Below are 26,657 nucleotides of genomic sequence, written 5' to 3'. Positions count from 1 at the left end.
TCCCGGAGGGAGAGGGAGTCAATCAGCATCAAAGGCTGGCGACGGCCTGCTGGTTGGCGCTGACGAAGTCCAGCGCGGTGCCGCCGTGCTGCTGGGCGTAGGCCTCGGCCTGGTCCTTGAGCAGGAAGGCGGAGAGTTCACCCTTGCCGTTGCGCACGAACCAGGCCTGGTTGGCCAGCAGCTTGATGCCGCTGTCGGTGGCCTGGGCATAGATGGCGCGGATGTCCTTGCCCTCCTGTTCCAGCGCGGCCAGGGCCTTGAGCGCGGCTTCCGGCGAGCTGTAGTGGCGCACCTTGTCCTCGCCACGCACCCAGATCTGCGCCAGGCGCGAGACGTCGGTGATCGGTTTGCCGGTCAGCGCGTCATTGGCCTTGAGCGGCAGCGGCTGGTAGTCGGCCAGGGCCTTGTCGTAGTCGCGACCGGCCTGCTTGAAGGCGGCGCGGATGTACTGGTCGTCGACGAACTGGTCCACGTCCAGGCCGCGGTCGGTCTTCTTCAGCAGCTTGAGGGTGTCGATGGAGGTGGCCAGCGCCTTGCGGTACTCCGGCTTCCAGGTCAGGTCGCGGGTCTGCAGGCCGAGCGGACCGTGGAACAGGTAGTTCACCTCAGCCTCGATGCCGGTGACCTTCTCGATCAGCTCGCTGTACTTCTCCGGCGACTCGGCGAACAGGCGGTCGGCCTCGAGGCTGGCGCGCAGATAGGCGGTGACCACTTCCGGGTACTTCTTGGCGTACTCGGCGTCGACCAGCGCGCCATGGAAGGTCGGTGCATTGGCTTGCGAGCCGTCGTAGATCTTGCGGGCAAAGCCACGGTTGGGGAACAGCTCGGCGAACGGCACGAAGTCCGCATGCGCCTCGATGCGGTTACTACGCAGGGCCGAGCCGGCGATTTCTGGCGCCTGGGCGATGATGCGTACGTCCTTCTGCGGGTCCCAGCCTTGCGCGGCGACGGCGCGCAGCAGCATGCCGTGGGCGGTGGAGGCGAACGGCACGGAGATGGTCTTGCCCTTCAGCTCGGCCAGCGACTGCACGCTGGAGGCCGCCGGCACCACGATGCCGTTGCCGCTACCACGGGTGCTGCCGGACAGCACGCTGAGGAACAGGCTGCGCTTGCCGGCATCGAGGTGGGCGACGCCGTTGAACGAGCCGGGGAAGTCGGCCATGGCGCCGAAGTCCAGCTTGCCGGCGACCATCTCGTTGGTCAGGGGCGCGCCGCTGGTGAAGTTCTTCCACTCGATCTCGTACTTCACGTCCTGGTACTTGCCGTCCTTCGGCAGGTACTTGTCGAGCAGGCCCAGCTCGCGAATGAGCAGGCCGCCGGTGGCGCAGTTAATGGTGGTGTCCTGGGTGCCGATGGCGACGCGGATCGTCTCGGCATTGGCATGAACGGTGGCGATGGCCAGGGCGAGGCCGGCCAGGGTGGTACGCAAGCGCATGGGATTGTCCCCTCGAATCGTAGTTATGGAATCGTCTCCGCCAGTCGGTCGGCTGGTGGGAAACGAGGGGTGGGTGCATCAGGCGTCCGGCGGTGGGCCGGTGGCATTTCTTGCTCTTGTGGATCAGCGCAGCAGGTAGGGGATTTCCACCTTAACCGCGCCGGTCGGGCAGTCCTTCTCGCAGGGCATGCAGTACCAGCACTCGTCGAAGGCCATGTAGGCCTTCTGCGTCGCCGGGTTGATCGCCAGCAGGTCCATCGGGCAGACCTCGACGCACACGGTGCAGCCCTTGTGGGCGATGCACTTGTCCTCGTCGATGGTCACCGGCGCATTGCTGCGAAAGAAGATTTCCTGGGGCTGGTAGGCCATGTCACGGTTCCTCGGAGCCTGTGGCTCTCTCGTTTCTGCAGCCCTTGCTCGGGGCCTTGCACGCGGTGTTGTGGTCAGGCGGCGTCGCTACGTACACGCAGGCGCTCATAGGCGTGCTGCTCCTCGTCATCCAACGGGATCAGGTAGGGCTCCACCGGCTTCTTGAAACTGGTCATCTCGCCGTCATCACCCTTCTTCAGGTGGCAGTGGGCGAACCACTCGGCGTCGTTGCGCTGCGGGTGATCGACGCGGTGGTGATACAGCCCCCAGCGGCTCTCGGTGCGGAACAGCGAGGCGCGTGCGGCCATCTCGGCGCAGTCGCGGATCACGCTTACCTCCAGGGCGCGCATCAGCTCGTGCGGGTTGTTGGCCTTGAGCTGGTCGAGGTCACGCTGGATGTCGGCGAAACGGGTCAGGCCGATCTCCATCTTCTTGGTCACCTTGGGCGGCTGCAGGTAGTCGTTGACCATGCGCCGCAGCTTGTACTCGACCTGGGCCGGCGGCAGACCATGCTCGCGCTTGAGCGGCGCATAGACCCGCGCCTGCTCGCGCTCGACCTGCTGCGCGTCGACCTCGGTGAAGTCACGCCCGGCGATGTACTCGGCGGCGTTGACCCCGGCGAACCAACCGTAGGTGAAGGCGCCGAGCATGTAGTTGTGCGGCACGGCGGCCATGTCGCCGGCCGAGTACAGGCCCTTCACACTGGTCTCGGCCTTCTCGTTGACCCACACGCCCGAGGCGCTGTGGCCTGAGCAGAAGCCGATCTCGGAGATGTGCATCTCGACCATGCCGGTGCGGTAGTCGGTGCCGCGGTTGGCGTGGAACTGGCCACGGCTGGGCCGCTCGTTGCTATGCAGGATTTCCTCGATGTTCTGAATGGTCTCCTCGGCCAGGTGATCGAGCTTGAGGAACACCGGGCCGTTGCCGCCCTCCAGCTCCTGGTGGAACTCCCACATCATCTGCCCGGACCAGTAGTCGCACTCGATGAAACGCTCGCCCTTGTTGTTGGCGGTGTAGCCGCCGAGCGGGCCGGTGACGTAGGCGCAGGCCGGGCCGTTGTAGTCCTTGATCAGCGGGTTGATCTGGAAGCACTCCAGGTTCGCCAGCTCGGCGCCGGCGTGGTAGGCCATGGCGTAGCCGTCGCCGGCATTGGTCGGGTTCTCGTAGGTGCCCATCAGGTAGCCCGAGGCCGGCAAACCCAGGCGCCCGGCGGCGCCGCAGGCGAGCACCACGGCCTTGGCACGGATCAGGTGGAAGTCCGCGGTGCGGCAGTCGAAGCCCATCACCCCGTTCACCGCGCCCTCGGCGTCGGTCAGCAGGCGAGTAGCGATGACCCGGTTGGTGATCTCCACCCGCGCACGCTTGAGCTGGCGGTACAGCACCTTCTTGATGTCGTGCCCCTCGGGCATCGGCAGCACGTAGGCGCCCATGTGGTGGACCTTCTTCACCGCGTAGTCGCCGGTCTCGTCCTTCTCGAACTTCACGCCCCAACGGTCGAGCTGCTCGATGGTCTCGAAGCTCTTGGTGGCGTAGGCGTATACCGCCGCCTGGTTGACGATGCCGTCGTTGGCGATGGTGATTTCCTTGGTGTACTGCTCCGGCGTGGCGTGGCCGGGGATTACCGCGTTGTTCAGGCCGTCCATGCCCATGCTGATGGCGCCGCTGCGCTTGACGTTGGCCTTGTCCAGCAGCAGCACGCGCAGCTCGCGGTTGGCCTCCTTGGCCTTGATCGCGGCCATCGGGCCGGCGGTGCCGCCGCCGATCACCACCAGGTCGTATTCGCGTTCGATGGTGTTCATGCGTGGGAGCCCTTCTGGCGGTCGATGCGCAGGCGGTACTGGAAGGCGTCGCCGCGGTAATAGAGGTATTCGAAGTCCAGCGGCGTGCCATCGGCGGCGTGGGTCAGGCGCTCGATACGCATGATCGGCGCGCCCTCCTCCACGTTCAGCGCGCGAGTCAGGTCGGCATCGGCCAACACCGCGTCGATGGCGAGGTCGGCATGACCGAGGGCGATGCCGCAGTCGTTCTCGATGATCAGGAAGATGTCGCGGGCCACCAGGTCGGCCTTCTCCAGCTTCTCGCCGACGGCGCGCGGTACGTAGGTAACTTCCAGCGACACCGGCTCACGATTGACCAGGCGCACACGCTTGATCTCGGTCACCGGCGCGTCCTCTTCCAGCCCCAGGCGCTCGGCGACGCGAGCGCTGGCCGGCAGATGCTTGAGGCTGTGCAGGCGGTTGATCACCTCGTAGCCCATCTGCGACATGGACTCGGCCAGGCCCTGCAGGGTGCTGACGTTCTGGAACGCCTTGGGCTTGGCGACGAAGGTGCCCTTGCCATGGATCTTGAAGATCAGCCCTTCCTTCTGCAGATCCCCCAGCGCCTGGCGCACGGTGATGCGGCTGACACCGAACGCCTGGCCCAGCTCACTCTCGGAAGGCATGCGACTGTGCGGCGGATAGGTACCGTCAAGGATGCGCCCACGCAGCAGCTCCTTGAGCTGGCTGTACAGCGGCACGGGGGACAGGGGAAGCAGTTCGGCCATGTTCTCGTCTCTGATCTCTACTTGTCATAACAAGCTGTAACGAGAAGATAGCGAGCATAAGAGAAGACTTAAAAATACTTTTATCGCATAAGCATATGGCGCAACGCGGCTTAAGCCGGCTCCAGCAAGAGGTGCACGCTGAGCGTCACGCCACGCTCCGGCGGGCTGGCGGTGACCAGCTCACCCTGCAGCATCTCGACCAGGCGGCGAGCGATGGTCAGCCCCACCGGGCTGTTGCGCTCCATCTGCCGCGCTGTCTCCTCGGCCAGCTCTGCCAGCGAATAGATGCGCAGCGGATCGGCCTGCTCGCGCGGTGAACCGCTGATCTCCAGGCGCACGGCGATGCGCTCACCATCGGGCTGGGCCTGCACACCCAGGCGCACCCGGCCGGCAACGGTGTTGCGCAGCGCATGCAGCAGCAGATGACGCAGCGCCTCGCCCAGCCGCACCGGGTCGGTCAGCACCGGCTGCTGCGCCGACTCGGCGATGCGCAGCTGCAGCTCCAGCCCTCTGGACTCGGCTTCTGCGTGCAGGCCCTGCACAACAGCGCCGACCAACTCGTCCAGCCGGGTCGCCTGGCACTGCACCCGATCCTGGCCGTCCTCGACGCGGGCGATGCCCTGCAACTCGGCAACCAGCTGCAGCAAGTCACGCGCCGTACTGGCGGCGAAGTGCAGGGCCTCGTCGTCCGCCTCGTTCAGCTCGGCGCGGCCCAGCACCATGTCGAGCATGCCGCAGAGCGCCTGCAGCGGCAGACCGAACTCATGGCTGGCGCTGACCAGGAAATCCAGCTTCTTGCGGTTGCCCAGCTCGGCCTGCTCCTTGGCCGCACGCACCGCCTGCAGTTGGTCCTGGCGCTCGGTGATGTCGGCGCTGCCGCAGACCATGCCAAGCAGATTGCCGCTGGCATCACGATAGGGAGTTCCCCAGTGATGGAGGATGCGGCGCCGGCCGCGGATGCGCACTTCGATATCACGAGCGAAAGGCTTGGCCGCAGCGATGGCCTGCAGGAAGAAGCCCTGCAGGGTCGCGGCATCGGCCGGCGCGTACCAGTCCACGTCGATCGCACGAGTGCCGCGCACAGCCTCCAGCTCCACCTCGTACAAGCGCAGGAATGCAGCATTGGCGTACAGCAGGCGGCCGCCGGTATCGCGCACGTAGAGTGCGGCCGGCACGCCATCGATCATGGCCTGCAGCAGGGCATGCTGCTCATCGTCAACCGGCACGGCGGGGGTCGCTGGCTGCGCGCCCTGCCCCACGACCAACTGGTTGCGCCGGGCGAAATCGATCAGGTCCGGCAGGGTGTGCAGGTTGAGCTTCTGCTGCAGGCGGGTGCGGTATGTGCTGACCGTCTTCTCGCTGATGGTCAGCTCCTGGGCGATGGCATGGTTGTTCAGGCCACTGGCGAGGAAATACAGCACGCTCAGCTCGCGATTGGACAGATGCGCGACCCGCTGCGCCTCGCCCTCGCGCAGCTCCGGCAGGTTGACGCTGCCCAGCAGCTGGCTGGGAAAGTAGCTGCGCCCGCGCAACAGGGTGGATACGGCCAGGCTCAGCTCCTGCAGGTCGTCATGCTTGCTGACGAAGCCGGCTGCCCCCGCCTGCAAAAAGCGCCCGGCAATGTGCTCGGAATCCTGGGAGGAGAACCCCAGCATCGGCACCTTTACCCCGCGCGCATGCAGGCGGGCCATCACGTCCAGGCCGTTGAGGCGCGACAGTTCGATATCGAGGATCAGCAGGTCCGGCGCCAGCTCGAGCGCCAGGCGTACCGCGTCGCCGCCGTCCTGCGCCTCGCCCACTACCTGATGGCCCTGCCCCTCCAGCAACAGGCGCACGGCGTGACGAGTGACGGGATGTCCGTCGGCAATCAGTACTCGGCTCATGGGCCGCCCCCGGAGAAGTCCATTCCCGTTCTTACGCTAGAGCATCCACGGCTTGCCGGGTAATTCCTGTGGGAAATTTCCTACAGAAGACTCAAGGCTTTCCGATCTTCGCCCCCGGGCCACCCGAGAAAAATCCAGTCATCGCCAGGCAAAAAACGCCGGCCACGACCAGGACTCGAGGTGAACACCATGAACAAATCACCCTCGCAACAACATGCCAAGCACCCGCCGTTCCTTCCTACCCTGCTGGCGATGGTCATCACCGCCGTGAGCAGCGCGCCTGGCTTCGCCCAGGACTACAACAGCCCCGAAGTCTTCCAGCCCTGGGGCGACAACCCCACCAGCGAGCTGCACGATGCTCACTTCGAGGTGGACGCCGGCAACGCAGCCATTACCGTGCAGGGCATGGACTTCAGCATCGACCACAGCGATGTGCACAACGCCGGCAACGGCACCGGTGTGCAGTTGGACCTGTGGGACGCCAGCAAGCATGTCGACCTGGATACAGTACATATCGAAACCGACGGTAACGGTGCCGGCCTGCTGGAGAACGGCGGCCAGGCCAACATGAGCAACTCCAGCGTGATTACCCACGGCGCCGGTGCCGCGGGCCTGGATGTGCAAACTGGCGGGGCACTGAGCTACGACCACGGCAGCGTGGAAACCGAGGGCGACAACGCCGCGGCCCTGCATGCCCACAACAACGGCAGCGCGCAGCTGGAAGATGCCCAACTGAGCACCCACGGCGACCACAGCGCGGCCGTACAGATCGACAACGACGGCAGCCTGGTGCTGCACGGCGGCACACTGCACACCGAGGGTGCCGACAGTGCCGGCATCAATGCCAGCAACGGCGCGCAGCTGCAGGTCGACGGCGTGCAGATCGACACCCTGGGCGATGGCAGCCACGGCATCCATATCTCCAGCAATGGCGCCGACTATCACATCGACAACTCCAGCATTCACACCCAGGGCGCCGGCAGCATCGGCGTGATGGTCAACAACGCCAGCGGCGCGGCCGTACTCGACAACACCCAGGTCATCACCGATGGCGCCGGCAGCCACGGCCTGTATACCTCCCAAGGCACGCATATCGACCTCACCGCCGGCAGCAGCGTGCAAACCTCGGGCGACTCGGCCGACGGCGCCTGGACTGCAGAGGGCGGCAGCATCGACATCATCGACAGCAGCCTGAGCAGTACCGGCAAGGATTCCGCCGCCGCCCACGCGCTGGCCGCCGGCAGCCTAGTGATCGAACGTAGCTCACTAAACAGCTCGGGCGAACACGGCGCCGCGCTGCATCTGGATAACGGCGGACGTGCCACGGTCACCGATAGCCAGCTGAGCAGCAGCTCCGGCTCCGCCCTGCTGTTCAGCCAGGGCAGCCAGGCATACGGCTCCGCCGAAGTGGACCTGAGCGGCAGCCTGGTCGATAGCGACGGGGCGCTGGTCAGTGCCGAGAGTGGCAGTGTCGGCAATCTGCGCATCGACAACAGCGAGTTGCACAGCGGCAACGGTGTCGGCTTTGCCATCGCCCAGGGCGCCAACCTGCAGACCGTACTGACCGGCTCCAGCCTGGACACCGGCGCCAGCGGGCTGCTGGCCCAGGTAGTCGGCGACGGCAGCCTGAAGCTGAGCAGCTACTCCAGCGACCTGCGCGGCGATACCCAGCTGCAGGACGCCAGCAGCGGCACGCTCGACCTCGATCTACACAGCGCCACCTGGCGCATGAACGGCAACTCCAGCCTGAGCAACCTGGACCTGGAGAACGCCAACGTGGTCTTCAACGCCGCTAATGGCTTCCACACCCTGTCCATCGCCGGCGACCTCACCGGCTCCGGCAGCTTCCAGATGAATACCGACCTCTCCAGCGTGCAGGGCGACCTGATCAGCGTCGGCGGCCATGCCGAAGGCCAGCACACCCTGGTGATCGCCGATAGCGGCCGCGAAGCCGATGGCACTCAGTTGCTGGTGGTGGAAACCCATGGTGGCGCCGGCCAGTTCGACCTCTACGGCGACCATGTGGACGCCGGCGCCTACCGCTACAACCTGGAACAGAAAGGACAAGACTGGTACCTGGTCGGCGCCGACAACGGCACCGGTCCAGTGGACCCTGTAGACCCGGTTGATCCTACCGATCCGGGCACAGATCCAGGTACGACCGATCCAGATGGACCCGGCGGCAATACAGGCAAGCCAGGTGGATCCGGCAACGAAGGCAAACCGTCGCAACCGGACATCCTGTCGAAAGGCTCCAACGTCGCCTTGGGCATGCAAAGCGCCGCGGCCAACCTCTACTACAGCGAGCTCGGCACCCTCACCCAGCGCCTGGGCGAGCTGCGCCTCGGTCATGACCAGGGTGGCGTGTGGGTACGCGGCATCGGCAAGAGCCTGCACATGAACGAAAACCGCAGCCGCGCCTACGACCAGAATCTGAGTGGAGTGGAAATCGGCGCAGACCGTGCCATCGCCCTCGACCAAGCCACCCTCTACGTTGGCGGCATGGTCGGCGCCAGCCGCTCGGACATGGACTTCGGCGAGCGCAGCTCCGGCGACATCGAGAGCCGCATGCTGGGCGCCTACGCCACCTACCTGCGCGACGACGGCTGGTACGTCGACAACGTGATCAAGTACAACCGCCTGGACGGCGACACCAAGGTCATCAGCAACGTCGACGAAAGCGTGAAAGGCGACTATTCCGGCAACGCCGTCGGCGTGAGCGTGGAGGTCGGTAAACAAATCGACCTGGGCGATGGCTGGTTCGTCGAGCCCCAAGCCCAGCTCGCTGCCACTCACCTGGAAGGGCCGCAGTACACCAGCAGTGATGGCCTGAAGGTCAAGGCCAGTGACACCGACTCGGTACAAGGGCGCCTCGGCGTACGCGGCGGCCGCACCATGCGCCTCGACTCCGGCATGCAGCTGCAGAGCTACCTCATCACTTCCTACATCGACGAACTGTCCGGCGACCAGAGCGTGACCGTCAACGGCCACAAATTCGACAACGCCCTGCCCGGCTCCCGCACCGAGATCGGCATCGGTAACGCCCTGCAGATCAGCCCGCAACAGAAAGTCTCGCTGGAGGCCAACTACGCCAACGGCCACGACATGGAACAACCCTGGGCAGTGACTCTGGGCTATCGCTACCTCTGGTAAACGCGAGACAAACAAAAAGGCCAGTCATTCCTGACTGGCCTTTTTATTAGGGTTATTTGGTCGGGACGGAGTGATTCGAACACTCGACCCCTTGCACCCCATGCAAGTGCGCTACCGGGCTGCGCTACGCCCCGACGATGCTTCCGAGTTACCTGAAGCGGGGAGGACTTTACAATAAGCTGCTGAATTGTGGAAGTTTTTTTTACCGCCGGAGGCTTACTTGCGAAGCACCAGCAGAACATCCTCGAGTTCAGCAATCATCTGCCGGATCAGCTGCTTGTACTGGGTAGTGTCGTCCTTGGCTTCGTCGCCGGAGAGACGCTGACGCGCCCCGCCGATGGTGAAGCCCTGATCGTACAGGAGCGCTCGGATCTGGCGGATCATCAGCACGTCTTGGCGCTGATAATAGCGACGGTTGCCCCGCCGCTTCACCGGATTGAGCTGAGGAAACTCCTGCTCCCAGTAACGCAAAACATGAGGTTTGACGGCACAGAGGTCGCTGACTTCGCCAATGGTGAAGTAGCGTTTGCCAGGAATAGGCGGCAGCTCGTCGTTATGACTTGGTTCCAGCATATGCCTCTACTCTGGCCTTCAATTTCTGGCCCGGACGAAAGGTAACAACACGGCGAGCCGTGATCGGGATTTCTTCGCCTGTCTTGGGATTGCGGCCCGGGCGCTGACGCTTATCGCGCAGGTCGAAATTGCCGAAACCGGACAATTTGACCTGCTCGTTATCTTCCAGCGCGTGGCGGATTTCCTCGAAAAACAGCTCCACCAACTCCTTGGCTTCCCGCTTATTCAGGCCAAGCTCTTCATACAGACGTTCCGCCATCTCAGCTTTCGTCAGAGCCCCCATACGCTACTTCCTTAACGTGGCGTTGAACCTTTCTTCCAGCGAGGTGATGATGTTTTGCGTAGTTGTATTCACCTCATCGTCGTTAAGAGTGCGCGATGGATGTTGCCAGGTCAAGCCAACGGCTAGGCTTTTTCTATGTGGATCAATGCCTTTACCGTGATACACGTCAAACAGTCTGAGGTCCGTCAGCCACTCGCCAGCGGCCTCGCGGATGGTAGCCAGTACGGCTTCGGCCGGCTGCTCGCGGTCCACCAGCAGGGCCAGGTCGCGGCGCACCTCAGGGAAGCGTGACAGTTCGCTGAACGCCGGCATGCGTCCGGTAGCCACTTCGGCCAGTACCAGCTCGAAGAGGAATACCGGCTGATCCAGGCCCAGGGTCTTAGCCAGCTCCGGATGCATTGCACCGAGGAAGCCAACCAGGCGCCCTTCCCGCTCGATACGTGCGGTCTGGCCCGGATGCAGGGCCGGATGTTCGCCCGGCACGAAACTGAAGGCATCGGCAGCGCCGGCATAGCCCAGCAGTGCTTCGACATCGGCCTTGAGATCGTAGAAATCCACGTTCTCGCGGCCATTGGCCCAGGCTTCCGGCAGGCGGCTGCCACTGATCACGCCAGCCAGCATGGCTTCCTGCTTCAGACCTTCGAGCTGGCCGATGAAGCGCAGGCCGCTCTCGAACAGGCGCACGCGCGATTGCTGACGATTGAGGTTGTGCTCCAGCGCCTTGACCAGGCCTGGCCACAGCGAGGAACGCATGGCGGCCATGTCGGCGGAGATCGGGTTGGCCAGTTGCAGCGGCGCCACGCCCGGATTAAACAGCTCGAACAGCTTGGGATCGATGAAGCTGTAGGTGATGGCTTCCTGATAGCCGCGCGCGACCAGCAGGCGACGCAGGGCCGGCAGCTCGGCACGGGCCTCGGCCTTGGCCTGCGGAGCCAGGCGGGCCTGCGGGTAGCGCACCGGCAGGCGGTTGTAGCCGTACAGGCGGCCCAGCTCTTCGATCAAGTCCACTTCCAGGCTGATGTCGAAGCGGTGGCTCGGCACGCTGACCTGCCACTGACCGGCGCCCTGGGCGACGGTGCTCAGGCCCAGCGCATTGAGCAGGCGCTCGACCTCGGCGTCGTCCATGTCCATGCTCAGCATCTGGCTGATGCGCTCGGCACGCAGGGTGATCGGTGCGACGCTCGGCAGATCAGCAGCGCTGGCCGCTTCGATGATCGGGCCAGCTTCGCCGCCGACGATCTCCAGCAGCAGCGCGGTGGCGCGCTCCATGGCGCTGCGCGCCAGCTGCGAGTCCACACCGCGCTCGAAGCGGTGCGAGGAATCGGTGTGCAGGCCATAGGAACGAGCCTTGCCAGCCACCGAGATGGTGTCGAAGAAGGCGCTTTCCAGGAACAGGTCGCGAGTCTTGTCGCTGACGCCGCTGTGCTCGCCGCCCATCACGCCGGCGATGGCCAGGGCGCGGTTGTGGTCGGCGATCACCAGGGTATCAGCGCGCAGGCTGACTTCCTGGCCGTCCAGCAGGACCAGCTTCTCGCCCTCTTCCGCCATGCGCACGCGGATGCCGCCGTTGATCTCGGCGAGATCGAAGGCGTGCATCGGCTGGCCGAGTTCGAGCATCACGTAGTTGGTGATGTCGACGGCGGCGTCGATGCTGCGGATGTCGGAACGACGCAGACGCTCGATCATCCACAGCGGGGTCGGCTTGGACAGGTCGACACTGCGGACGACGCGGCCCAGGTAACGTGGGCAGGCCTTGGGGGCCAGCACCTCGACCGGACGCACCTCGTCATGGACGGCCGCAACCGGGGCAACGGAGACCGCCGTTACCGGGGCACCGTAAATCGCGCCGACTTCGCGAGCCAGACCGGCCAGCGACAGGCAGTCGCCACGGTTCGGGGTCAGGCCGATCTCGATGCTGGCATCGTCCAGACCGAGGTAGTCGCGCAGGCTCTGGCCGACCGGGGCGTCTGCCGCCAGCTCCATCAGGCCGTTGTTGTCGTCGCTGACTTGCAGCTCAGAGGCCGAGCAGAGCATGCCCTGGGACTCCACGCCGCGCAGTTTGGCCTGCTTGATCTTGAAGTCGCCCGGCAGCTCGGCGCCGATCATGGCGAAGGGAGTCTTGATGCCGGCGCGGGCATTGGGCGCGCCGCAGACCACCTGGAAGGTGGCGCTACCGTTGCTGACCTGGCACACGCGCAGTTTGTCGGCGTCCGGGTGTTGTTCGGCGCTGAGGATCTCGCCTACCACCACGCCGCTGAACTGGCCGGCGACGGGAATCACGGCGTCCACTTCCAGGCCGACCATGGACAGGCGGGCCACCAGCTCGTCGCGCGAAACTGCCGGGTTTACCCAGCTGCGCAGCCACTGTTCACTGAATTTCATGCTGTCTGTTCTCCTTAAGCGAATTCGATACGGGGCGTGCGGCTAGCGGAATTGCGCCAGGAACCGCAGGTCGTTATCGAAGAACAGGCGCAGGTCATTGACGCCGTAGCGCAGCATGGCCAGGCGCTCGACGCCCATGCCGAAGGCGAAGCCGGAGTACTTCTCCGGATCGATGCCGGACATGCGCAGAACGTTCGGATGCACCATGCCGCAGCCCATCACTTCCAGCCAGCCGGTCTGCTTGCACACGCGGCAACCCTTGCCGGAGCACATCACGCACTGCATGTCGACCTCGGCCGACGGCTCGGTGAAGGGGAAGAAGGACGGGCGGAAGCGCACGCCCAGCGGCTTCTCGAAGAACACGCGGAGGAACTCCTCGATGGTGCCCTTGAGGTCGGCAAAGCTGATGCCCTCGTCGATCAGCAGACCTTCGACCTGGTGGAACATCGGCGAGTGGGTGATATCGGAGTCGCAGCGGTACACGCGGCCGGGGCAGACGATGCGAATCGGCGGCTGCTGCGATTCCATGGTGCGCACCTGTACCGGCGAGGTGTGGGTGCGCAGCAGCATGTTCGCATTGAAATAGAAGGTGTCGTGCATCGCCCGCGCCGGGTGGTGGCCGGGGATATTGAGCGCTTCGAAGTTGTGGTAGTCGTCTTCGACTTCCGGCCCCTCGGCCACGCTGTAGCCGATATGGGTGAAGAACTGCTCGACGCGCTCGAGGGTGCGGGTGACCGGATGCAGGCCACCGGAGGCCTGGCCGCGGCCAGGCAGGGTCACGTCAATACGCTCGGACGCCAGCTTCTCGGCGAGCAGGGCCTGCTCAAGCACGGATTTGCGGGCGTTCAGGGCGTCCTGAACCTGATTCTTGGCAGCGTTGATCAAGGCGCCAGCCTGCGGGCGCTCTTCGGCCGACAGCTTGCCCAGGGTCTGCATCAGGGCGGTCAATTCGCCCTTCTTGCCGAGATACTGAACCCGGAGCTGTTCCAGGGTGTTCACGTCTGCGGTGTTTTGCACGGCCTCTAGCGCTTGCGAGACCAATGCATCCAGGTTTTCCATGTACGGACTCCAGATACGAAATAGGGGAAGAGCTTGAAGGCTCTTCCCCTATCTTTGACGTTGCCACCGGGCGAGCCCGGTGATTGTCGGGGGACTTAAGCCAGAACGGCCTTAGCTTTCTCGACAATCGCAGCAAACGCCGCTTTTTCGTTCACTGCCAGATCGGCCAGAACCTTGCGGTCGATTTCGATCGACGCTTTTTTCAGGCCAGCGATCAGACGGCTGTAGGACAGACCGTTGACGCGAGCACCAGCGTTGATACGAGCGATCCACAGAGCGCGGAACTGACGCTTACGCTGACGGCGGTCACGGTAGGCGTATTGGCCTGCCTTGATCACAGCCTGCTTGGCAACGCGGAACACGCGCGAACGCGCGCCGTAGTAGCCTTTGGCGAGTTTCAGGATTTTTTTGTGACGAGCACGAGCGATAACGCCACGCTTAACACGAGCCATGAGTAATTACCTCTAAAATATCTTGACCGAATTAACGAACGCGCAGCATGCGCTCGACTTTTGCCTTGTCCGACGGATGCATCAGTTCGCTACCGCGAAGTTGACGCTTACGCTTGGTGGACATTTTGGTCAGGATGTGGCTCTTGAAAGCGTGCTTGTGCTTGTAGCCGGCAGCAGTTTTCAGGAAACGCTTAGCCGCGCCGCTTTTGGTTTTCATCTTTGGCATGTTTAGTACTCCGCATTCATTAACAACTGATAACCATCAGGCCTGCCAGTGCCCGGGAGGTTATTTACGCTTCTTGGGAGCGATGACCATCATCAGCTGGCGTCCTTCCAGCTTAGGATGCTGTTCTACGGTGCCGATTTCGGCGAGGTCAGCTTCGACCCGCTTCAACAGCTCCATACCCAGCTCCTGGTGGGCCATCTCACGACCACGGAATCGCAAGGATACCTTGGCCTTGTCCCCTTCATTAAGGAAACGTACCAGGTTGCGTAGTTTTACCTGGTAATCCCCTTCTTCCGTCCCTGGACGAAACTTGATTTCTTTAATCTGCTGCTGGTGCTGGTTCTTCTTAGCGACCGCAGCCTGCTTCTTCTTCTCGAACAGGTGCTTGCCGTAATCCATGATCCGGCAAACCGGTGGCACCGCATCAGCGGAGATTTCCACCAGATCCAGCTTGGCTTCGTCGGCAGCGCGCAGCGCTTCATCGATCGATACCACACCAATCTGCTGACCGTCCGCACCAATCAGACGAACCTCACGCGCGGTGATGTTCTCGTTGATCGGCGCCTTCGGGACGGCCCGCTTATCCTGTCTCATTTCACGCTTAATAATGATTACTCCGAATCTTGGCGACCACGCCGGGAAACCGCTTGCTTGAGCTGCTCGGCGAACTGTTCCAGAGGCATCGAGCCCAGGTCTACACCTTCGCGGGTACGCACAGCAACGGATCGTGTCTCAACTTCCCTGTCGCCAATAACCAGGAGATAGGGAACCTTGAGCAAAGTATGCTCGCGGATTTTAAAGCCGATTTTTTCGTTTCTCAAGTCAGACTTGGCACGGAACCCGCTTTGGTTGAGAGTTTTCTCGACTTCCAGGGCGAAATCGGCCTGCTTGTCGGTGATATTCATGATCACTGCCTGAGTCGGCGCCAGCCAGCTCGGGAACGCACCAGCGTAGTGCTCGATGAGCATACCGATGAAGCGCTCGAAGGAACCAAGGATGGCGCGGTGCAGCATCACCGGACGCGTACGGCTGTTATCTTCGGCGATATAGTTGGCATCCAGACGCTCCGGCAGGTTCGGATCGTACTGCAGAGTGCCGCACTGCCAGTTACGCCCCAGGCAATCCTTCAGTGTGAACTCGATCTTCGGACCGTAGAAAGCTCCCTCGCCCGGCTGGTATTCCCAGGCCAGACCCGATTCATTCAGCGCATCAGCCAGGGCAGTTTCGGCGCGATCCCACAGCTCGTCGGAACCTACGCGCTTGGCCGGACGAGTGGACAGTTTCATGGCGATATCGGTGAAACCGAAGTCGGCATATACCTGCAGCGTCAGCTTGATGAAGTCGGAAGCCTCCTTCTTCACCTGCTCTTCGGTGCAGAAGATGTGCGCATCGTCCTGAGTAAAGCCACGCACACGCATGATGCCGTGCAGCGCCCCGGAAGCCTCGTTACGGTGGCAGGAGCCGAACTCAGCCATACGTAGCGGCAGATCACGGTAGGACTTCAGGCCCTGATTGAAGATCTGCACGTGGCACGGGCAGTTCATCGGCTTCACCGCGTAATCACGGTTTTCCGACGAAGTGGTGAACATGTTTTCGGCGTAGTTGGACCAATGACCCGAGCGCTCCCAGAGGATGCGATCGACAACCTGCGGCGTGCGCACCTCAACATAACCGTGCTCGCGCTGCACCTGGCGCATGTACTGCTCCAGCACCTGGTAGACAGTCCAGCCAGCCGGATGCCAGAACACCATGCCCGGCGCTTCTTCCTGCAGGTGGAACAGATCCAGCTGCTTGCCAATGCGACGGTGATCGCGCTTCTCGGCCTCTTCGATGCGCTGGATATAGGCGGCCAGCTGCTTCTTGTCCGCCCAGGCAGTGCCATAGATGCGCTGCAGCTGCTCGTTTTTCGAGTCGCCGCGCCAGTAGGCACCGGAAATCTTGGTCAGCTTGAACGACTTGAGGAAGCGCGTATTGGGCACGTGCGGACCACGGCACATGTCCACGTATTCCTCATGGAAGTACAAGCCCATGGCCTGCTCATCCGGCATGTCGTCGATCAGGCGCAGCTTGTATTCCTCGCCACGCGCCTTGAACAGCTCGATGACCTCGGCACGCGGAGTCATCTTCTTGATGACGTCGTAGTCCTTGTCGATCAGCTCCGCCATGCGCTTCTCGATGGCCGCCATGTCGTCAGGCGTGAAAGGGCGATCGATGGCGATATCGTAGTAGAAGCCTTCCTCGATCACCGGGCCGATCACCATCTTGGCATTCGGATAGAGCTGCTTGACCGCATGGCCAACCAGGTGAGCGCAGGAGTGGCGAATGATCTCCAACCCCTCCTCATCCTTCGACGTCAGAATCTGCAGAGTCGCGTCGCTCTCGATCAGATCACAGGCATCCACTTGCTTGCCGTTGACCTTGCCCGCCAGGGTGGCCTTGGCCAGACCGGCACCGATGGACTGAGCCACCTCGAGCACGGAAACAGGATGATCGAACGAACGCTGACTGCCGTCGGGAAGAGTAATGATGGGCATGGCGCCTCCTCTCCTAGTGGTGACCCCTACCAAAGGTCACATGGGTTGGGATGAGCCAGGAAGCGATCCGGCGGCGCACCTGCCAGACGATGGCAGGAGCCTTGCGGCAAACCGGAACAGACCGCAGTCACTGGAGGTAAACGAATCGCGGATGCTTTCAGAAAGCCGGAGGCCTGACAAGCAGCCAATAAAAAAGGGGTCGTATGAACGACCCCTTTCGGATTTGGTAGGCACAATTGGACTCGAACCAACGACCCCCACCATGTCAAGGTGGTGCTCTAACCAACTGAGCTATGTGCCTGCAATGGAGGCGCATTTTAGGGAGATTCGCTGAGGTGTCAACACCTTTTTTCGCTAAGCCTCTGAAAAAGTGGATTTTTTGCCGCACAGCGCTACGTTGAAAATTTTGCACAGAGGCTAGCCGGCGCATTTCGACTCGGGTAGCATCCGCTTAGTCCGTAAAAAATAAAGAACATAGGTTCCAATATGGCGCACACTCCCTACCCCCAGTCCTATTACGCCGCTTCGGCCAATCCGGTTCCGCAGCGTCCAGCTCTGCAGGGTGAGACCGAGACCGATGTCTGCATCATCGGCGCCGGCTACACCGGCCTCTCCACTGCCCTGTTCCTGCTGGAGAACGGCTTCAAGGTCACCATCGTCGAGGCTGCCAAGGTCGGCTTCGGCGCTTCGGGCCGCAATGGCGGCCAGATCGTCAACAGCTATAGCCGCGATATCGATGTGATCGAGCGCACCGTCGGCCCGAAACACGCCAAGCTGCTGGGCGATATGGCCTTCGAAGGCGGTCGCATCATCCGCGAGCGCATCGCCAAGTACGACATCAAGTGCGATCTGAAGGGCGGTGGCGTATTTGCCGCCAACACCCCGAAGCACATGAAACACCTGGAATCGCAGAAGAAGCTATGGGAACGCTACGGCCACACCCAGCTTGAATTGCTGGATGAGAAGCGCATCCGCGAAGTCGTGGATACCGACACCTATGTCGGCGGCATGCTGGACATGAGCGGCGGCCATATCCATCCGCTCAACCTGGCGCTGGGCGAAGCCGCTGCAGTGGAATCGCTGGGCGGCATCATCCATGAGCAGAGCCCGGCGATTCGCGTCGAGCGCGGCGCCAACCCGGTGGTGCACACCCCGGAAGGCCGCGTGAAGGCCAAGTTCGTAGTCGTTGCAGGTAACGCCTACCTGGGCAACCTGCTGCCGGAACTGGCCAGCAAGTCCATGCCGTGCGGCACCCAGGTGATCACCACCGAACCGCTGTCCGACGAGCTGGCCAAGAGCCTGTTGCCGCAGGACTACTGCGTCGAGGACTGCAACTACCTGCTCGACTACTATCGCCTGACCGGTGACAAGCGCCTGATCTTCGGTGGCGGCGTGGTCTACGGCGCCCGCGACCCGGCGAACATCGAGGCGATCATCCGTCCGAAGATGCTCAAGACCTTCCCGCAACTGAAGGACGTGAAGATCGACTTCGCCTGGACCGGCAACTTCCTGCTGACCCTGTCGCGCCTGCCGCAGGTCGGTCGCCTCGGCGACAACATCTATTACTCCCAGGGCTGCAGCGGCCACGGCGTGACCTACACCCACCTGGCCGGCAAGCTTCTGGCGGAAACCCTGCGCGGCCAGGCCGAGCGCTTCGACGCCTTCGCCAGCCTGCCGCACTACCCCTTCCCGGGTGGCCGCCTGTTCCAGGTACCGTTCAGCGCCATTGGCGCCTGGTACTACAGCCTGCGCGACAAGCTGGGCGTGTAATCGCGGCGAATACAAAAACGGCGCCCCAGGGCGCCGTTTTTCATTCTGAAAGAGCCTCAGATGGCCAGGATCGCCTGCGCCAGCTGCATGTCGCTTACCTGCAGGGTCGGCAGCTTGCCACGAATATGCTGCAGGGCCGCCTCCAGGTGTGCGCCGCGAATGGCACCGGCACTGGCGACAAAGCTGGCCGCATCGTCCTTGGCCTCGCGCACCACCTTGTCGTCGCCGAAGCTTGACGAGGTAACGTCGCTCGTCCCCTCCACCGAGTTGACGATGCCATCGGTGGTCACCACAAAGCTGGTAGCCCCGACCTGCAGGCTCAGCCCCATTGCCAGCACAGCCAGCCAGTGTTTGCTTTGCATGATGCGAACTCCCTCGAGTAAAGATGCAACCTGGGCAGCAGAGTACCCAGCGCCTGACTCAAGGTATAGCAGCCAACCTCCGCGCCGGGCGAGCGACTGGGGTAAAATGCGGGCCGTTTCCGTTTTGTAGTTATCGGCTCTTCCCATGCAAACAACCGCCCTCTCCCGCCGATTCTCCGTCGCTCCGATGATGGACTGGACCGATCGCCATTGCCGTTACTTCCTGCGGCAGCTGTCCGGCCAGGCCCTGCTCTATACCGAGATGGTCACCACCGGCGCGGTGCTGCATGGCGATACCCAGCGTTTCCTGCGTTATCACGACTGCGAGCACCCGCTGGCCCTGCAATTGGGCGGCAGCAACCCGACCGATCTTGCCGCCTGCGCACGCCTGGCCGAGGAGCATGGCTACGACGAGGTCAACCTGAACGTCGGCTGCCCCAGCGACCGGGTGCAGAACAACATGATCGGCGCCTGCCTGATGAGGCATCCGCAACTGGTCGCCGACTGCGTCAAGGCCATGCAGGACGCGGTGAGCATTCCGGTGACGGTCAAACACCGTATCGGCATCAATGGCCGCGACAGTTACGCCGAGCTGTGCGACTTCGTCGGCACGGTGCGTGACGCCGGCTGCACCAGCTTCACCGTGCACGCGCGTATCGCCATCCTCGAGGGGCTGTCGCCCAAGGAGAACCGCGAGATCCCGCCGCTGCGTTACGACGTAGCCGCGCAGCTCAAGCAGGACTTCCCCGAGCTGGAGATCATTCTCAACGGCGGCATCAAGACCCTGGAGGAATGTCAGGCTCACCTACAGACCTTCGATGGCGTGATGCTGGGTCGCGAGGCCTATCACAACCCGTACCTGCTGGCGCAGGTCGACCAGCAACTGTTCGGTCTGGATAAACCGGTGATCAGCCGCGCCGAGGCGCTGACGCTCATGCGCCCCTATATCGAACAACACATCGCCGAAGGCGGCGCCATGCACCATATCACCCGCCACGTACTGGGCCTGGCGCAGGGCTTCCCCGGCGCACGGCGCTTCCGCCAGCTGCTTTCGGTAGACGTACACAAGACCAAAGAGCCGTTGGCGCTACTGGACCAAGCCATCGAACTGCTCGCCGGCCACTGAAAAGCCCGCCGCAGACGTTGAAGCAGCCCGCGCGGCTCGGGTAAGGTCGAGGCATATAAAGACAGGGCCTCGTCATGACCTCCAAGCTGGACCAACTCAAACAATTCACCACCGTGGTCGCCGACACCGGCGACCTCGACGCCATCAGCCGCCTCAAGCCGGTAGACGCCACCACCAACCCCTCGCTGCTGCTCAAGGCCGCCGCGCTGCCCCGTTACGCGGATCTGCTGGACCAGGCTGTAAGCGGCTGTGGCGGCGATCTGGGCCTGGCCTGCGACCGATTTGGCGTCGCGGTCGGCCAGGAGATCCTCAAGGTGATTCCGGGGCGCATCTCCACCGAAGTGGACGCCCGCCTGTCCTTCGACACCCAGGCCACCCTGCGCCGCGCCGAGCGCATCATCGGTCTGTATGACCAGGCCGGCATCGGCCGCGAGCGCGTGCTGATCAAGATCGCCTCGACCTGGGAAGGCATTCGCGCCGCCGAACAGCTGGAGAAAGCAGGCATCCAGACCAACCTGACCCTACTGTTCTCTTTCGCCCAGGCCGCCGCCTGCGCCGACGCTGGCGTATTCCTCATCTCGCCCTTCGTCGGGCGCATCTACGACTGGCACAAGAAAGCCGAGGGCCGCGACTTCGTCGGCGCCGAGGACCCAGGCGTGAAATCGGTGGCGCGCATCTACCAGTACTACAAGGCCAACGACTACTCCACCGTGGTGATGGGCGCGAGCTTCCGTAACCTGGGCCAGATCGAGCAACTAGCCGGCTGTGACCGCCTGACCATCAGCCCTGAGCTGCTGCAGCAACTGGCCGATGACCAGGGCGCGCTGCCGCGCCTGCTCAACCCTGGCTCCGGAGAGCCACGCCAGGCGCTGGACGAGAGCGGCTTCCGTTGGGCATTGAACGAGGACGCCATGGCCACCGAGAAACTGGCCGAGGGCATTCGTCTGTTCGCCCGCGACCAGGAAAAACTGGAAGCGCTACTGGCCAACCGCCGCTGATCTACAGGCAAACAAAAAGGGCGATATCCGCAGGGATATCGCCCTTTTTCATGCTCATTTTCTCGGTCAGCTGCGCTCGAGCGCGCTCACCAGATCATGGAAAGCCTCACGATTGGACTCGTTGAGCCCCATGAGGATGCGGTGCGCTTCCAGCACCTTGGCCTTGACCACCTCTTCCGACTGATCCTGCGACGGCAGGTCACTCAGGCATTCCGGGCATGGAATCGGTCGATCGACGATGTTGAACACCTGATCGAAGCCCATGGACTGCAGCAGACGGGTGATGTCCTCGTGGGTGGTAACCACGGTGGGCAACAAACCGATTTTCTGCCTGGACAGGATCGAGAGCTTGGCCAGCAGGCCAAGTGTGGTGCTATCGATGCTGCGGGTTTCCGTCAGATCGATGACGATCGCCGAAAAATTCAGCGCCGAGAAGATTTTTTCAATCGTGGAATCCAGCGCCGAACACAACGTCAGGCGGACTTCGCCAATGAACTTCAGAACGAAAGTACCGTCCTGCTCGGCGAACTGGATCCTACCGGGGCTATTCCCAGGATTCATGCAAGGTTCCTGCTCAACACCAGCAAGGCAATATCATCCGGCATCTCGCCGAGATTGGCCAGTCCGAAGACCTGGCGCAACCCATCGAGGGTACCTCCAGCCTCGCTGACCAGTCTGGGCAGCGCGGCTTCTTTGTCTTTGAGCGTATCGCCGGGCAAAAGGTCCAGTATGCCGTCGGACATCAGGCTCAGGCTGAAAGATTGCGGCAGCTGCATGACCAGATCGTTGTACGTAGCCTCTTCGAACAGCCCGACCGGCAGGCCGCGGCCCTCCAGGTAACGGGCCTCACCCTCGCTGAACAGCACTGGCAACGGCAGATGACCACCGATGCTGTAGGTCAGCTGGCTGTTCTGCAGGTCGATTACACCACCTAGCATGGTCACGTGCTTGCCTAGCTTGCAGTTGATCAGGCCACGGTTGATGTGACCAAGCACATCGGAGGGCTTGAACTCGGGCAATACACCATTGCGCCGCCACTCGTAGAGCAGGCGCGTGGTCATGAACTTGAGCAGCACGGTGACGAAGGCCGAGGAGGCGCCGTGACCGGAAACGTCGGCCAGATAGAAGGCCACCCGGTGCTCATCCACGCGGAAGTAGTCGGCGAAATCGCCAGACAGGTACAGCGACGGGATGATCTGGTGGGCGAACTGCAGGCCGTCCGCCTCCCAGGGCGTGGTCGGCAGCATGTTCATCTGCACCTGGCGCCCAGCGTTCTGGTCTTCCTGCAGCAGGTGTAGGCTGGCCTGCAGCTCGCGATTGGCCGCCTCCAGCTTCTCGCGATAGCGCTGGTTCTCCAAGCGCAGGTGCGAGCGATCCAAGGCGCGGTGCACCGAGTGCTCCAGCACGGCCAGGTCTTCCAGAGGTTTGATCAGGTAGTCGGCGGCACCCAGGCGCAGGGCTTCTACCGCATCGTTCATCACTCCGGCGCCGGAGACGACGATGACCGGAACTTCGCTGTTGAGCACGTTGATCCGGCGGATCAGTTCGAGGCCGTCGATCTGCGGCATGCGCAGATCGCAGATGATCAGGTCAGGTTGCTCACGCTCGAACACCTCCAACCCCTGCGACCCGTTTCCGGCCTGCAGGACCTGGAAACCGCTGTCGTCTAGATAGGCGGCGAGGCTCGCTCGCACTACCTCGTCATCATCGATAAGCAGCAGCTTGGCGCTGGTTTTGTGCATGGGCCATCCAGGCAAACGACGCCGGAAAGAAGTTGAACGTGGCGCCGGAGGCAGACGAAACATCTACACCCGGTCGATTCAAGGCGCAGACGGTACTCCCATCCGCCAGGCGATTCAAGCAGCCTGCCGATTGTCGCCCAGCGCCTTTACACCTGAAATCGACGGGGGTTATAAAACCCGTGGGGAGCGCCCTTAAAAACAAGAGGATAGGGTCCATGAGCCAGAACGATCGTGCCTACAGCGAGAAACGTGACTTCATCCGCATGCGACTGGAAACCCCGGTCACCCTTCACCACGCCGGCAAGGAAATCCAGGCCCAGTGCCTCGATCTATCCAGCACCGGCATGCACGTGGAAGCCAGCTGCCAGCTGGCAATGGGCGACCAGGTGAAAGTACACATCCCTTCCGACCACAGCGAACTCAAGGGCCTAGAGGCCCAGACCGAAGTGGTACGCGTCACACCACTGGACAACGGCCGGACCTCTATAGGTCTGGCGATACTCTCGATGAGTTGAAAACAAGAAAGGCGGCCTAGGCCGCCTTTCTGCTTTTTCGGCTGGACGAATCAGAAGTCGTCCACGACCTCGCCGTCTCTGACGCGGAACTCGCGGTTCTGCAGGTATGCGTTGCGGATGAAGATGTACTTGTCGCCGGTGATCATCTTCTCCGCCGACAGCAGGCTGGCGCGGGTGTCGACGACATTGACCGCACGAGTCACGTTGCGCGTCGGCACGTGATCGATGTACGGGTACGGGCCGAGGAAGCTGTCCGGGATCTTGGCCGGCGCATCGCGCAGGCTGCTCGGGCCAAGGAGCGGGATCACCAGGTACGGGCCGCTGCCCACGCCCCAGGCACCCAGGGTCTGACCGAAGTCTTCGTCGCTGCGCTGCAGGCCCATCTCACTGGCTACATCGAAGAAGCCGAGCAGGCCGAAGGTGGTGTTGAAGATCAGGCGGCTGGTATCGACGCCGGCATCCTGCACCTTGCCCTGCAGCAGGTTGTTGGCCAGGTTGGTCACATCGCCGATGTTGCGGAACACGTTGTGCACGCCATCTTCGAAGAACTGCGGGGTGACGGCCTGGTAGCCCTTGGCCACAGGCTTCAGCGCGTAGGTATCGAGAGTGTCGTTGAAGCTGAAGATCGGCCGATTGAGGCCCTCCCAGGGGTCCTCCTCCGCAGCGTTCGCCGCCAGCGGCAACACGGCCAGCATGGCGCAAGCGCACAGACGGCTCATCCGACCGAGCCAGCTCGCTTCGATCATTCCCATTTGCAGTCTCCCCATCGCATCAGTAGTGTGGCGGCGCATGGCCAGCCGGAAATCCCTCTAGGCCGCGCAGTATAAACCTCGCCGCCGTCCATGACAGCAGCATAGCGGACTCCAGCATGTCGGAAAAATGCCTGCTCCACACCGCCCATATCCCCGTGCGCTGGGGCGATATGGACAACTATGGCCACGTCAACAACACCATCTACCTGGAGTACGTCCAGGAAGCGCGGGTTGCCTGGTTCGCCAGCGTGGGCATCGACATCGACCACGCGCCCGAAGGCCCGGTTGTACTGCAGACCCTGCACACCTACCTGAAGCCGGTGGTCCATCCGGCCATCGTGGTGATCGAGCTCTACGCCGGCGCCGTCGGGCGCAGCAGCCTGGTGGTGGAGCATCGCCTGACCACCCTGGAAGACCCGCACAACTGCTATGGCGAGGGCCATTGCAAACTGGTGTGGATCGACCACGCCAGCAACCTCTCCGTGCCGGTACCGGGCGACGTACGCAAGGTCATGGGCTGCGCCTGATCGTCACCGGATCGTCACAGGCGCTCGCTACCCTGCCCCGAACGCTTCGGGAAATCGAGTCGCCATGCCAGAGTCCCAGTTCACCGCCCTACTCTTCGGTCTCACCGGCTGCCTGGTCGACCACGGCGCCCGCACCCTGCCCATCGCCCTGCAGCACAGCGGCCTTAGCGACCCCGACGACCCGCGCCTGCTGCCCGCCCTGCAATCCAGCGCCGCCGAGCGCGCCGAAGCGCTGCCCGGCGTGGCCAAGCTGCTGCAAAAACTGCGTACTCAGCGCCTGCCGCATGCCTGGCTGGACGAGCTGCCAGAGGATGCAACCACGCACCTGATCGGCGCCCTGCCCGGCGCGGTAGCCAGTGCCCCACGTAACGGTGCACGCCCCTGGCCAGCGCCGGACAGCGTCTGGCAGACCCTGAGCGAGCTCGAAGTGAGCCGCCTGGACGGCTGCGTGCTAATTGCCAGCGAGCCACGCTTGCTGCAGGCTGGGCTTAACGCCGGGCTCTGGTGCATCGGCCTGGCCACCTGCGGCTCGCTGTGCGGCCTGGCCCTCGGCGACTGGCAGGCGCTGCCCGCACCAGAGCGAGAGAAACTGCGCGCCCAGGCCACCCTGGAGCTGTACCGCCTCGGCGCCCACTCGGTGATCGACCATCCCGGCGAGCTGGAGGCCTGCCTGCAGGACCTGGCCGTGCGCCGTAGCAAGGGTGAAAAACCCTGACACCATTTATTGCTGTGGATCAGGCAGCCGCAATCGACCTGGATTAACCTTCAGCGAAGAGGGAGCGAACCCGAGCGGTGCAGGCGGGTCCATTCCTGGGTAGTCAGAAGGAGAAGACCATGTCCCAACGCCTGAGCCAACACCTCCAGCAACTGCGCGACGAGATCGCCGCCGACACCCCGCTGGATACCGAAGACCGCGCCGCTCTGCTCGAGCTGATGCAGGAGATCGACCTGAAACTGGCCAAGGAGCTGGCCAGCGACCCCGATGCCACCCTGGTCGATGGCGTCAACCTGGCGGTGGAGCGCTTCGAGAGCCAGCACCCGACCCTTACCGGCACCCTGCGCAATATCCTGCAGAGCCTGGCCAATATGGGCATCTGATTCGCCCGCGCAGAAAAAAGCCCGCATTCGCGGGCTTTTTCGTTACTGGCGCACCAGCCGGCGATTGTCCGGGGCGATGGTCTCGGTGCTGCGATACGGATTGATGTCCAGCCCGCCGCGGCGCACATAGCGCGCATAGACGGTCAGCTTCTCCGGCTGCAGCAGGCGCTGCAGGTCGAGGAATATCCGCTCCACGCACTGTTCGTGGAAATCCTGGTGTTGGCGGAAGCTCACCACATAGGCCAGCAGGCTCGCCGCATCCAGGCGCGGGCCACGGTAGTCGACGACGAGAGTGCCCCAGTCTGGCTGGCCGGTGACCGGGCAGTTGGATTTCAGCAAGTGGCTGTAGAGAACCTCCTCTACCAGCTCGTCACCACGGCGCAGCAGCTCTGGGCGCGGATGGGCGTAGTCGCTGACCGCAATGTCCAGCTCGTCGACACAACGTCCCGCCAGCGCGGCCACACCCTCGGCGGCCACCTCGTCCAGGCCACGCACACGCACCGCCACCGGCGCACCAGCGCAGGCCGACAGGTCGCGCGCCAGCACCGCCTCGACCTCGGCACGGTTGGCGTAGGCGGTCTGGTTCAGCGAGTTGAGGTAGAGCTTGAACGACTTGGACTCGATGATGTTCGGCGAATCGGCCGGAATGGCGAACTCACCGATGGCCACCACCGGCTTGCCGCTCGGGGTCAGCCAGGACAGCTCGTAGCAGTTCCAGTAGTCCACGCCCTGATAGGGCAAGGTGCTGGCCGTCAGCCCCAGCTCGGCCCACTTGGTAGTGCGGGAGATAGGGAACAGCAGCTCGGGAGCGTACTGGGAAACGTATTCGCTGGACTTGCCCAGCGGCGAGTGTTCGGCGGGATGCTGCATGAC

26 protein-coding genes and 2 tRNA genes are annotated in these 26,657 nt (G+C 63.1%); 8 read left to right on the top strand and 20 right to left on the bottom strand.

Going from position 1 to position 26,657, the window contains the following annotated elements; genetic code table 11:
* Window positions 1-28: 28 nt before the first annotated feature.
* The 5 genes from IP89_RS16305 to IP89_RS16285 form a co-directional block, all read right to left on the bottom strand.
* Entirely contained in the window at window positions 29-1,435 is a 1,407-nt protein-coding gene (locus IP89_RS16305; protein WP_043310665.1) for an ABC transporter substrate-binding protein, read from the bottom strand.
* Window positions 1,436-1,558: 123 nt separating this feature from the next.
* Complete coding sequence (locus IP89_RS16300) at window positions 1,559-1,804, bottom strand: ferredoxin family protein (protein WP_043310664.1); 246 nt, start codon at window positions 1,802-1,804, stop codon at window positions 1,559-1,561.
* Window positions 1,805-1,878: 74 nt separating this feature from the next.
* A complete protein-coding gene (locus IP89_RS16295) occupies window positions 1,879-3,603 on the bottom strand; it encodes a fumarate reductase/succinate dehydrogenase flavoprotein subunit (protein WP_043310663.1) in 1,725 nt (574 codons plus the stop codon).
* Window positions 3,600-4,349 (bottom strand): GntR family transcriptional regulator, encoded by a 750-nt coding sequence (locus IP89_RS16290; RefSeq protein ID WP_043310662.1) that lies wholly within the window; start codon window positions 4,347-4,349, stop codon window positions 3,600-3,602. The genes IP89_RS16295 and IP89_RS16290 overlap by 4 nt, the downstream gene beginning before the upstream one ends.
* Window positions 4,350-4,459: 110 nt before the next feature.
* On the bottom strand, window positions 4,460-6,232 hold the full coding sequence (locus tag IP89_RS16285) for a response regulator (RefSeq protein ID WP_043310661.1): 1,773 nt from the start codon (window positions 6,230-6,232) through the stop codon (window positions 4,460-4,462).
* Window positions 6,233-6,421: 189 nt separating this feature from the next.
* Between IP89_RS16285 and IP89_RS16280 the strand changes: the two genes are divergently transcribed.
* Window positions 6,422-9,385 (top strand): autotransporter outer membrane beta-barrel domain-containing protein, encoded by a 2,964-nt coding sequence (locus IP89_RS16280; RefSeq protein WP_156115071.1) that lies wholly within the window; start codon window positions 6,422-6,424, stop codon window positions 9,383-9,385.
* A 57-nt stretch (window positions 9,386-9,442) separates the two neighbouring features.
* Here IP89_RS16280 and IP89_RS16275 read toward each other — a convergent pair.
* From IP89_RS16275 to IP89_RS16230, 10 genes are all read right to left on the bottom strand, one after another.
* Window positions 9,443-9,519: transfer RNA gene (locus IP89_RS16275), tRNA-Pro, on the bottom strand.
* Window positions 9,520-9,601: 82 nt separating this feature from the next.
* A complete protein-coding gene (locus IP89_RS16270) occupies window positions 9,602-9,958 on the bottom strand; it encodes a MerR family transcriptional regulator (RefSeq protein ID WP_043310659.1) in 357 nt (118 codons plus the stop codon).
* Entirely contained in the window at window positions 9,939-10,241 is a 303-nt protein-coding gene (gene ihfA, locus IP89_RS16265) for an integration host factor subunit alpha (protein WP_002553164.1), read from the bottom strand. The genes IP89_RS16270 and ihfA overlap by 20 nt, the downstream gene beginning before the upstream one ends.
* Window positions 10,242-10,244: 3 nt before the next feature.
* Entirely contained in the window at window positions 10,245-12,623 is a 2,379-nt protein-coding gene (gene pheT / locus IP89_RS16260; protein ID WP_043310658.1) for a phenylalanine--tRNA ligase subunit beta, read from the bottom strand.
* 42 nt (window positions 12,624-12,665) lie between these two features.
* Window positions 12,666-13,682, bottom strand: a complete 1,017-nt coding sequence (gene pheS / locus IP89_RS16255; protein WP_043310657.1) for a phenylalanine--tRNA ligase subunit alpha — start codon at window positions 13,680-13,682, stop codon at window positions 12,666-12,668.
* 95 nt (window positions 13,683-13,777) lie between these two features.
* Window positions 13,778-14,134, bottom strand: coding sequence for a 50S ribosomal protein L20 (rplT, locus tag IP89_RS16250; protein ID WP_003243409.1), 357 nt, complete (start codon window positions 14,132-14,134; stop codon window positions 13,778-13,780).
* A gap of 31 nt (window positions 14,135-14,165) precedes the next feature.
* Window positions 14,166-14,360: a 50S ribosomal protein L35 gene (gene rpmI / locus IP89_RS16245; RefSeq protein WP_021701550.1), complete on the bottom strand. Its 195-nt coding sequence runs from the start codon at window positions 14,358-14,360 to the stop codon at window positions 14,166-14,168.
* Between the two features lie 60 nt (window positions 14,361-14,420).
* Window positions 14,421-14,972, bottom strand: coding sequence for a translation initiation factor IF-3 (infC, locus tag IP89_RS16240; protein ID WP_177326891.1), 552 nt, complete (start codon window positions 14,970-14,972; stop codon window positions 14,421-14,423).
* Window positions 14,972-16,894, bottom strand: coding sequence for a threonine--tRNA ligase (gene thrS / locus IP89_RS16235; protein WP_043310655.1), 1,923 nt, complete (start codon window positions 16,892-16,894; stop codon window positions 14,972-14,974). The genes infC and thrS overlap by 1 nt, the downstream gene beginning before the upstream one ends.
* Window positions 16,895-17,118: 224 nt before the next feature.
* Window positions 17,119-17,195, bottom strand: a tRNA-Val gene (locus IP89_RS16230).
* A 185-nt stretch (window positions 17,196-17,380) separates the two neighbouring features.
* Between IP89_RS16230 and IP89_RS16225 the strand changes: the two genes are divergently transcribed.
* Window positions 17,381-18,664: an FAD-binding oxidoreductase gene (locus IP89_RS16225; RefSeq protein ID WP_043310654.1), complete on the top strand. Its 1,284-nt coding sequence runs from the start codon at window positions 17,381-17,383 to the stop codon at window positions 18,662-18,664.
* A gap of 56 nt (window positions 18,665-18,720) precedes the next feature.
* On the opposite strand, the gene IP89_RS16220 is transcribed toward IP89_RS16225, so the two are convergent.
* The gene (locus tag IP89_RS16220; protein ID WP_043310653.1) at window positions 18,721-19,026 is read right to left on the bottom strand and encodes a DUF2388 domain-containing protein; all 306 of its coding nucleotides are present in this window, start codon (window positions 19,024-19,026) and stop codon (window positions 18,721-18,723) included.
* A 145-nt stretch (window positions 19,027-19,171) separates the two neighbouring features.
* Here IP89_RS16220 and dusA point away from each other — a divergent pair, with 145 nt between their 5' ends.
* Both dusA and tal read left to right on the top strand, forming a co-directional pair.
* Window positions 19,172-20,152, top strand: a complete 981-nt coding sequence (dusA, locus tag IP89_RS16215; RefSeq protein WP_081963277.1) for a tRNA dihydrouridine(20/20a) synthase DusA — start codon at window positions 19,172-19,174, stop codon at window positions 20,150-20,152.
* A gap of 74 nt (window positions 20,153-20,226) precedes the next feature.
* Window positions 20,227-21,150, top strand: a complete 924-nt coding sequence (gene tal / locus IP89_RS16210) for a transaldolase (RefSeq protein WP_043310651.1) — start codon at window positions 20,227-20,229, stop codon at window positions 21,148-21,150.
* Between the two features lie 66 nt (window positions 21,151-21,216).
* Here tal and rssC read toward each other — a convergent pair whose 3' ends face one another.
* Window positions 21,217-21,711, bottom strand: coding sequence for an anti-sigma factor antagonist RssC (gene rssC, locus IP89_RS16205; RefSeq protein ID WP_043310650.1), 495 nt, complete (start codon window positions 21,709-21,711; stop codon window positions 21,217-21,219).
* On the bottom strand, window positions 21,708-22,892 hold the full coding sequence (rssB, locus tag IP89_RS16200) for a two-component system response regulator RssB (protein ID WP_043310649.1): 1,185 nt from the start codon (window positions 22,890-22,892) through the stop codon (window positions 21,708-21,710). Before rssB ends, rssC begins: the two co-directional genes overlap by 4 nt.
* 215 nt (window positions 22,893-23,107) lie before the next feature.
* On the opposite strand from rssB, the gene IP89_RS16195 reads away from it, so the two are divergent.
* Window positions 23,108-23,407 (top strand): PilZ domain-containing protein, encoded by a 300-nt coding sequence (locus IP89_RS16195; RefSeq protein ID WP_043310648.1) that lies wholly within the window; start codon window positions 23,108-23,110, stop codon window positions 23,405-23,407.
* Window positions 23,408-23,457: 50 nt separating this feature from the next.
* Here IP89_RS16195 and IP89_RS16190 read toward each other — a convergent pair whose 3' ends face one another.
* Window positions 23,458-24,126: a VacJ family lipoprotein gene (locus tag IP89_RS16190; protein WP_371261959.1), complete on the bottom strand. Its 669-nt coding sequence runs from the start codon at window positions 24,124-24,126 to the stop codon at window positions 23,458-23,460.
* Between the two features lie 149 nt (window positions 24,127-24,275).
* Between IP89_RS16190 and IP89_RS16185 the strand changes: the two genes are divergently transcribed.
* From IP89_RS16185 to IP89_RS16175, 3 genes are all read left to right on the top strand, one after another.
* A complete protein-coding gene (locus tag IP89_RS16185; RefSeq protein WP_043310646.1) occupies window positions 24,276-24,686 on the top strand; it encodes a thioesterase family protein in 411 nt (136 codons plus the stop codon).
* 64 nt (window positions 24,687-24,750) lie between these two features.
* Complete coding sequence (locus IP89_RS16180) at window positions 24,751-25,401, top strand: phosphatase (RefSeq protein ID WP_043310645.1); 651 nt, start codon at window positions 24,751-24,753, stop codon at window positions 25,399-25,401.
* A 119-nt stretch (window positions 25,402-25,520) separates the two neighbouring features.
* Window positions 25,521-25,784, top strand: coding sequence for a DUF4404 family protein (locus IP89_RS16175; protein WP_043310644.1), 264 nt, complete (start codon window positions 25,521-25,523; stop codon window positions 25,782-25,784).
* A 42-nt stretch (window positions 25,785-25,826) separates the two neighbouring features.
* On the opposite strand, the gene queF is transcribed toward IP89_RS16175, so the two are convergent.
* Window positions 25,827-26,654 carry an NADPH-dependent 7-cyano-7-deazaguanine reductase QueF gene (queF, locus tag IP89_RS16170; protein WP_043310710.1) on the bottom strand — a complete coding sequence of 276 codons (828 nt, stop codon included), beginning with the start codon at window positions 26,652-26,654 and terminating at the stop codon, window positions 25,827-25,829.
* Window positions 26,655-26,657 lie beyond the last annotated feature (3 nt).

It is taken from the genome of Pseudomonas sp. ML96, assembly GCF_000761545.1.
In the GTDB taxonomy this organism is placed as follows: domain Bacteria; phylum Pseudomonadota; class Gammaproteobacteria; order Pseudomonadales; family Pseudomonadaceae; genus Aquipseudomonas.
The sequence above is the reverse complement of the archived record's forward strand: the minus strand, read 5'-3'. Positions and strand labels throughout refer to the sequence as shown.